Origin of the sequence: Cellulomonas citrea, from assembly GCF_009829685.1 — a bacterium.
GTDB classification, from domain to species: Bacteria; Actinomycetota; Actinomycetes; order Actinomycetales; family Cellulomonadaceae; genus Cellulomonas; species Cellulomonas citrea.
Window position 1 is genome coordinate 1 of the sequence record NZ_VWSD01000151.1, and the last position, 7,068, is coordinate 7,068.

A 7,068-nucleotide genomic window follows, 5' to 3' on the forward strand; every position below is an offset into this window, starting at 1 on the left:
GGCGTCGCCGGGACCGGTCCGGCTCGCACGGCTGCCGCTGCTCGCCGCGCCGCCGGCGCCGGACACCGACCAGATCTGCGACGGCACCGACGACTCCCCGTCGATCTCACTGGGGATCGGTGGCGACCGTGCCGACCAGGTGCGGGTGGCGCCCGAGCCTGCGCTCCTGGTCGCCGGCCCGCCAGGCTCTGGCCGCAGCACCGCCCTCGCCCGCCTCGCAGCGGGCATGGCCCGCCACGGACGGCGGATGCTCGGACCGGCCGAGGTGCTCTCGCTCGTCGACGACCCCCGGCCCGACCCTGCGTGCGTCCTCGTGCTCGACGACCTCGACGAGCTCGAGGCGACAGATCCGGCCGTCGCGGCCGGGCTGGAGCGACTGCTGGCCGCGCGCTCCCCGGGTGCGGCGGTCCGCGTCCTGGCGGCTGTCGGGCTCGAGCACGCCGCGACGGCGTTCCGCGGGCCGACGGCCGCCCTGGTGCGCGGCCGGCGCCTGCTCGTCCTGGACCCGAGCGCCCCCGGCGGCACGGAGCTGCTCGGACCGGCCGGTCCGTGGTTCGTCGACCCGGGCGTCCGGGTGCCCGGTCGCGGCGTGCTGCGCCTGGACCGGACGTTGACCGCCGTCCAGGTCTACTGGTCGTCGCCGGTCGAGGAGTAGCTGGTCAGGGCGTCGACCCGGTCACGCCTCCCGCGTGCACGCACGGTCCCCGCCCGGGCCGGTCCCGGCTCAGGCTCGACGTGGACCAGGACCCAGACCTGGACCTGGACCTGGACCTGGACCTGGACCGTCGCCCCCTCAGAGACCCGCGGCGTATACCAGATGACGAACTCCCCCGGTGCCAGCACCGAGCAGAACCTGGCGCGTTTCACGCGAACCGCCCGGTTCGAACGCATTGCCGGAACGTCGCCCACCCGTGTGGATGTGACCGCGAACACGCCACCCGAACCCGGTCTTGTCGCAGGTCAGGACCAGTCATCCGCCGAATTCACCGGTTGACCTGGACATTCGTCCCGATGGACGCGGAGGAGCGACAGGCGGTGTGATGCACGACTCACTCGTTACTGCGCCGAAACCTGTCCGTAACCCTTGTGGCAACCACCGGAGGCATGTGACCCTTGTCCTTGGAGCAAGACATCCCTTCTTTCACGGCCGCCCCCCACCTTCCGAGTGGCTCTCGCGCGGCCTCGATCTAGGAGCACGACTGATGGACTGGCGTCACCGCGCGGCCTGCCTCGACGAGGACCCCGAGCTCTTCTTCCCGATCGGGAACACCGGTCCCGCGCTGCAGCAGATCGACGCCGCCAAGGGCGTCTGCCGTCGCTGCGAGGTCGCGGACACCTGCCTCAAGTGGGCGATCGAGACCGGGCAGGACGCCGGGGTCTGGGGCGGCCTGTCCGAGGACGAGCGTCGTGCGCTCAAGCGCCGCACCGCTCGTCAGCGTCGCGCCAGCTGACACCAGCACCACCTCGCAGCAACGCCCGGCCCCTGCGGCCGGGCGTTGCTGCGTGTCCGGGCAGGCCCATGCCACCGCCCGGCCTCGGGTGACCCCGGGCCGGGGTCCGAGGGTCCGTCGCTGCACCCCTCGGCGCCCCTCGTTCGGGACGCCGTGGCCTCCGGCGACCCCACCCGGCCTCAGGCGACCGTCGCCGCCGGTCGCCCGTGCCGCACCCGCACCTCGATGACCACCGTCGTGCCCCCCGCCGGGTTGGGCAGCCAGTTGATCGAGCCGCCGAGCTCGTTGCGCACCAGGGTCTGCACGATCTGGGTGCCCAGCCCGCTGCCGGCGCCTTTGTCGGCCGGGATCCCGGTCCCGTCGTCGCGCACCTCGACCCGCAGCAGGTCGTCGTCGCGGCGCACGACGATGCGCACCGTCCCGGCCGCGCGGCCCTCGAACCCGTGCTCGACGGCGTTGGTCACCAGCTCGGTGAGGACGAGCGCGAGCGCCGTGGCGTCCTCGGCCGTGATGAACCCGAACGAGCCGTCCACGACGGTGCGCACCTGGGCACCGTCGTGCGCCGCGACGTCAGCGGTCAGCCGCAGGGTGCGGCGCACGACGTCGTCGAACTCGACCGTCTCGTCGAGGGTCTGCGACAGCGCCTCGTGCACGAGCGCGATGGTCGCCACGCGTCTCATCGCCTCGGCGAGCGCGTCGCGCGCCTCCCCGGACGACACCCGCCGCGACTGCAGCCGCAGCAGGGCGGCGACCGTCTGCAGGTTGTTCTTGACCCGGTGGTGGATCTCCCGGATCGTCGCGTCCTTGGTGATGAGCTCGCGCTCACGGCGACGCAGCTCGGACACGTCGCGGCACAGCAGCGCCGCCCCGGTGCGCTGACCCTCCTCGGTGAGCGGCACGGCCCGCACGGACAGCGCGACGCCCCGGGACTCGACGTCGACCCGCCAGGGCGCCTTGCCGAGCAGCACGAGCGGCAGCGCCTCGTCGACCGCGGTGCGCTCGTCGAGCAGCTCGGTGGTGATCTCGACGAGCGAGTGGCCGACGAGGTCCCCCAACGCACCGAGCCGGTGGAAGCAGGACAGCGCGTTCGGGCTGGCGTAGAGCACCTCGCCCTCGGCGTTGAGCCGCACCAGGCCGTCGCCCACCCGGGGTGCGCCGCGCGAGGAGCCGGTCGGGGCGTCCTGCAGCGGGAACTCCCCGCGCGCGACCATCCCGACGAGCTCGTCGGCGGCCTCGACGTAGTTGAGCTCGAGCCGGCTGGGCGTGCGGGCGCCGCCGAGGTTGGTCTGCCGGGCCATCACCGCGATCGCCCGCCCCTTGCGCACGACGGGCACGGCCTCCTCACGCACGGCGTACGAGCCGTACCAGCGCGGCTCGCGCGAGCGTTGCGGCCGCTTCTCCTCCAGGGCCGCGCGCAGCTGCGCGAGCTGGCCCTGCGGTGCGTGCGAGCCGACCACGTCGTCGTAGTGCACCGTCGCACCGGTGGACGGACGGCACTGGGCCACTGCGACGAAGTCACCGCCCGACGTCGGCATCCAGAGCACGAGGTCGGCGAACGCGAGGTCCGAGATCACCTGCCAGTCACCGACGAGCAGGTGCAACCACTCCTGGTCAGCGGCCGGCAGCGGGCCGAACCTGTCGGCGAGGGAGGAGAGGGACGGCACGCGACCAGCCTAGGCCCGCTCGTAGGCTGGTCCCATGGCCGCACCGCCTCCCCAGCCCAGCCCGTCCCGGATCGTCGCCCCCGCAGGCCGACCGCTCGTCGTGGGGATCGTGCCGGGCCAGCCCGAGCTCGTCGCCCTCACGGCGCAGGCCTGGGCGCTGGCGCTCGGCTGCCCCACCGTCTACTTCGCCTACGCCGACCCGACCCGCATCACCGTCGCCGAGCACGACGACGGCACGGTGGACCACGAACCCGTCGACCCGGACGGCGCGGACGACGAGTGGCGCGAGGTCGCACCGAAGGTCGAGCAGATGCTCGCCGACCTGGTCACCGAGGTGCCCTGGCAGTTCCGCTTCCTGGCGGGCCGGGCCGACCGCGCGCTCACCCACCTCGCGCGCGCGGTCGACGCGGGTGCGTTCGTCATCGGCACCCGCCCACCGGGGACCGGCGGGCGGGTGCGCAGCTGGGTCGAGGGGTCGGTGGCCGTGCGGCTGGCCCATCACCAGCACCGACCGGTCCTCGTCGTGCCGCTGCAGGTGGTCGACTGGACGGCGCGGTCGCCGTGGGCGTGAGACCGCGTCTGCTCGCCCTCGTCGTCGTCGGTGGCGCAGCGGGGACCCTCGCGCGCAGCGTGCTGGAGTCCACGTTCCCTGCCCAGCCCGGCGCGTGGCCGTGGACGACGTTCGTCATCAACGTCACTGGGGCACTCCTGCTCGGTGCCCTGCTGGGCTACCTGGCCGCCGCCGGGCCCGACGAGGGGCTGCGCCGTGACCTGCGGCTCGGGATCGGCACGGGCGTGATGGGCGGCTACACCACCTACTCGACGTTCATCGTGGAGGTCGACACCTTGCTGCGCAACGGCCACGTGGGCACCGGCGCGCTCTACGCCGTCGTCGCGGTCTTGCTCGGGCTGGCGGCCGCCGCAGCCGGCCTGACCCTGGGCGCCCGGGCAGGACGACGGTCATGACGCTGCTCCTGGTCGCACTGGCCGGCGGGGCCGGTGCCGGTACCCGGTTCTGGTTGGACACCGTGGTCGCCCGCCGCAACCGCACGGGGGTGCCGCTCGGCACGGTGCTCATCAACGTCACCGGCTCGTTGCTGCTCGGTCTGCTCACGGGGTGGGTGCTGGCGCATGACGGTCCCACCGGGCTGCGCACCGTGGCCGGGACGGGGTTCCTGGGCGGGTACACGACGTTCAGCACGGCCAGCGTCGAGGGCGTCCGGCTGATCCGTTCGGGCCGCCCGTGGCTGGCCGTGGTCCACGCCGGCGGGATGCTGGTGCTCGGTCTGGCCGCCGCCGGGCTCGGTCTGTGGGTGACGGCCGGCTGAGCCGGCCCCACCGGGCCCGGACGGCCCCGGCCCGCGCCCTGGCGCTCCCCCGGCGGCGGTGACATCCTGCGGGCATGACGCAGCTGTCGGGCACGTGGCGGGTGGACGGACCGGACATGGACGGCGCGCGCGGGGCTGCGACCCTCACCTTCGAGGGTGACGGGATGGTGTTCGGCTGCTCGGGGGTCAACCGGGTGCGCGGCACCTGGGAGCTGGCCGACGACGTGCTCACCTTCGGCCCGCTGGCCAGCACGCTCATGGCCGGGCCGGCCGCGGCGATGGCCGCCGAGCAGGCGCTGCAGTCCCTGCTCACGGTTCCGTTGCAGGTGCAGGCCGCCGACGACGGCACGCTGCTGCTGCGCGCGTCGGACGCCCGCGTCCTGCGTCTGGTGCCGGCCGACCCGGCGCCGACCCTGCTCTAGCCCAGGCCGGCCGGCACCACGATCACGGGTACAGGCCGCGGGTCTCGTGCGCCTGTGCCACCCGGCGCACACCGATGACGAGCGCCGCGTCGCGCAGCGTGAGGCCGTCCCGGCGGGCGAGCTCGGCGACGGCGTTGTAGGCGGTGCGCATCCGTAGCTCGAGCCGTTCGGAGATCTCGGCCTCGGTCCACCAGTACGCCTGGTTGGCCTGCACCCACTCGAAGTACGACACGACGACACCGCCGGCGTTGGCCAGGATGTCGGGCACCACGATGACGCCCCGGTCGGCCAGCACCTTGTCCCCGGCGGTCGTGGTGGGGCCGTTGGCACCCTCGACCACCCAGCGCGCACGCACCGTGGCCGCGGTGCGCTCGTCGAGCACGCCCTCGACGGCCGCCGGCACGAGCAGGTCCACCTCGAGCGCGAGCAGGGTGGCGTTGTCGATCGACTCGGCGTCGTCGAAGCCGACGACGGTCCCGGTGGCGGCCACGTGCCGCATCAGCCGCGGCATGTCCAGGCCCTGCTCGTCGTAGATGCCGCCGTGCTCGTCGCTCACGGCGACGACCCGGGCGCCCGCCTGGTGCAGGAACACCGCGGCATGCGACCCGACCTTGCCGAAACCCTGGACGGCTGCGCTCACCTGCGACAACGGCACGCCTGCGTCGGCCAGCGCCGCAGCGGCCACGTCCACAACCCCGCGCGAGGTGGCGGTCGCCCGGCCGAGCGAGCCGCCGACGGCGAGCGGCTTGCCGGTGGTCACCGCCGGCACGGTGTAGCCCACGTTGACCGAGAAGGTGTCCATCACCCAGGCCATCGTCTGCTCGTCGGTGCCGATGTCGGGCGCCATGATGTCCCGCTCGGGCCCGATGATCGGCATGATCTCGGAGGTGTAGCGCCGGGTGACGCGTTCGAGCTCGCCCTTGCTGTGCGTGGCCGGGTCGATGGTGACCCCGCCCTTGGCTCCCCCGTACGGCACGTCGACGACGGCGCACTTCCAGGTCATCCACATGGCCAGGGCGCGCACCTCGTCGAGGTCGACGTGCGAGGAGTACCGCAGCCCGCCCTTGCCGGGCCCGCGGGAGATGTTGTGCTGGACGCGGTAGCCGTGCAGCAGCTCGATGCCGCCGTCGTCGCGTCGTAGCGGGACCGCCACCCGCATCTCACGCCGGGGGGTGGCGAGCATCTGGTGCATCCCGTCGGAGAACCCGAGGATGTCGACGGCCGTGGCCAGCTGTGCTCGCGCCGTTGCGAGCGGTGAAGGGTCAGACATGCCCACCACCCTGGCACGAGTGCGCACCGCCAGGACAGTGCCCGCGGGCGGTCAGTCGAGCGGCTGCCGGTCCGCCCACTGCCCGAGCTCGACGCGCTGGCCGAACCAGAACGGCACCTCGAGGCGCACGTGCTCGCGGGCCCGCGTGTTGCGCAGGTCGCGGATGAGGTCGACCACGCGGTGCGGCTGCTCGGCCTCGAACGCGAGCACCCACTCGTAGTCCGACAGCCCGAAGGTGGCCACGGTGTTGGGCAGCAGGTCGGTGTACGGCGCAGCGACGACGCCGTGGTCGCGCAGCATGGTGGCCCGCTCGGCCGGGTCGAGCACGTACCAGTCGTAGGACCGCACGAACGGGTAGACGCACACGTACTCCAGCGCCGGGGCGCCCGCCAGGAAGGACGGCACGTGCTCACGGTTGAACTCCGACGGCCGGTGCAGCCCGACGACGGACCAGACCGGTTCCAGCGACCGGCCGAGGTCGCTGGCCCGCAGCCGGTGGTAGGCGCCCTGCACCTGCGGGACGGTGTCGGCGTGCCACCACACGAGCAGGTCGGCCTCTGCGGTGAACCCGGCCAGGTCGTACCAGCCGCGGACCTCCAGGCCGTCGTCCTGAACCGAGGACAGCGTCTGGGCGACCAGGTGCTCGCGCGCCACCGCATCGGCGGGCAGCGGCCCGGTGAGGCGGAACACCGAGTACATGGCGTAGCGGAGGGTCTGGTTGAGCGCGTCGTAGTCGGCGCGGGTCAGCCCGGCTGCGGCGGGGTGTCCGGGGGCGTGCTGAGCGGTCACGGTGCGTCCTTCGAGGTCGTGGAGGTGCGGGTCAGGCCGGGGCGGAGCAGGCGGCCGGGACGCCGGTGTCGACGCCGGCGCGGCGCAGGCAGCCACCCGGCGGGCAGCGGTCGGCACGGGCCGGCAGCGAGCCGACGGTGACGG

At 73.7% G+C, this 7,068-nt stretch carries 10 protein-coding genes; 6 read left to right on the top strand and 4 right to left on the bottom strand.

Annotated elements, in window-relative coordinates; all coding sequences use genetic code 11:
- The coding region (locus F2B26_RS13465; RefSeq protein WP_499679447.1) for a P-loop NTPase family protein at positions 1 to 655 on the top strand (655 nt) is incomplete at its 5' end.
- On the opposite strand, the gene F2B26_RS13470 is transcribed toward F2B26_RS13465, so the two are convergent.
- Positions 628 to 867 carry a hypothetical protein gene (locus F2B26_RS13470; protein ID WP_159810213.1) on the bottom strand — a complete coding sequence of 80 codons (240 nt, stop codon included), beginning with the start codon at positions 865 to 867 and terminating at the stop codon, positions 628 to 630. The two genes, F2B26_RS13465 and F2B26_RS13470, sit on opposite strands and share 28 nt — an antisense overlap.
- Positions 868 to 1,202: 335 nt before the next feature.
- On the opposite strand from F2B26_RS13470, the gene F2B26_RS13475 reads away from it, so the two are divergent.
- Complete coding sequence (locus F2B26_RS13475) at positions 1,203 to 1,451, top strand: WhiB family transcriptional regulator (RefSeq protein WP_159810215.1); 249 nt, start codon at positions 1,203 to 1,205, stop codon at positions 1,449 to 1,451.
- 179 nt (positions 1,452 to 1,630) lie between these two features.
- Here the strand turns inward: F2B26_RS13475 and F2B26_RS13480 are convergent, their stop codons facing one another.
- Positions 1,631 to 3,115 (bottom strand): sensor histidine kinase, encoded by a 1,485-nt coding sequence (locus tag F2B26_RS13480; protein WP_159810217.1) that lies wholly within the window; start codon positions 3,113 to 3,115, stop codon positions 1,631 to 1,633.
- Positions 3,116 to 3,149: 34 nt separating this feature from the next.
- Here F2B26_RS13480 and F2B26_RS13485 point away from each other — a divergent pair, with 34 nt between their 5' ends.
- From F2B26_RS13485 to F2B26_RS13500, 4 genes are all read left to right on the top strand, one after another.
- Positions 3,150 to 3,686 carry a universal stress protein gene (locus F2B26_RS13485; RefSeq protein ID WP_159810219.1) on the top strand — a complete coding sequence of 179 codons (537 nt, stop codon included), beginning with the start codon at positions 3,150 to 3,152 and terminating at the stop codon, positions 3,684 to 3,686.
- Positions 3,683 to 4,081: a CrcB family protein gene (locus tag F2B26_RS13490; RefSeq protein WP_235929673.1), complete on the top strand. Its 399-nt coding sequence runs from the start codon at positions 3,683 to 3,685 to the stop codon at positions 4,079 to 4,081. Before F2B26_RS13485 ends, F2B26_RS13490 begins: the two co-directional genes overlap by 4 nt.
- Positions 4,078 to 4,443 carry a fluoride efflux transporter FluC gene (locus tag F2B26_RS13495; RefSeq protein WP_159810221.1) on the top strand — a complete coding sequence of 122 codons (366 nt, stop codon included), beginning with the start codon at positions 4,078 to 4,080 and terminating at the stop codon, positions 4,441 to 4,443. The genes F2B26_RS13490 and F2B26_RS13495 overlap by 4 nt, the downstream gene beginning before the upstream one ends.
- Positions 4,444 to 4,517: 74 nt before the next feature.
- On the top strand, positions 4,518 to 4,865 hold the full coding sequence (locus tag F2B26_RS13500; RefSeq protein WP_159810223.1) for an META domain-containing protein: 348 nt from the start codon (positions 4,518 to 4,520) through the stop codon (positions 4,863 to 4,865).
- A 22-nt stretch (positions 4,866 to 4,887) separates the two neighbouring features.
- Here the strand turns inward: F2B26_RS13500 and F2B26_RS13505 are convergent, their stop codons facing one another.
- Together F2B26_RS13505 and hemQ are read right to left on the bottom strand one after the other, a co-directional pair.
- Complete coding sequence (locus F2B26_RS13505) at positions 4,888 to 6,135, bottom strand: Glu/Leu/Phe/Val family dehydrogenase (protein WP_159810225.1); 1,248 nt, start codon at positions 6,133 to 6,135, stop codon at positions 4,888 to 4,890.
- A 51-nt stretch (positions 6,136 to 6,186) separates the two neighbouring features.
- The gene (gene hemQ, locus F2B26_RS13510; protein WP_328698682.1) at positions 6,187 to 6,924 is read right to left on the bottom strand and encodes a hydrogen peroxide-dependent heme synthase; all 738 of its coding nucleotides are present in this window, start codon (positions 6,922 to 6,924) and stop codon (positions 6,187 to 6,189) included.
- Positions 6,925 to 7,068: the final 144 nt, after the last annotated feature.

Excerpts from the sequence above, each read along its gene's own strand:
- F2B26_RS13475 (WP_159810215.1), top strand. The coding sequence starts at position 1,203 with ATGGACTGGCGTCACCGCGCGGCCTGCCTCGACGAGGACCCCGAGCTC.
- F2B26_RS13485 (WP_159810219.1), top strand. The coding sequence starts at position 3,150 with ATGGCCGCACCGCCTCCCCAGCCCAGCCCGTCCCGGATCGTCGCCCCC.
- F2B26_RS13495 (WP_159810221.1), top strand. The coding sequence starts at position 4,078 with ATGACGCTGCTCCTGGTCGCACTGGCCGGCGGGGCCGGTGCCGGTACC.
- F2B26_RS13500 (WP_159810223.1), top strand. The coding sequence starts at position 4,518 with ATGACGCAGCTGTCGGGCACGTGGCGGGTGGACGGACCGGACATGGAC.
- F2B26_RS13505 (WP_159810225.1), bottom strand. The coding sequence starts at position 6,135 with ATGTCTGACCCTTCACCGCTCGCAACGGCGCGAGCACAGCTGGCCACG.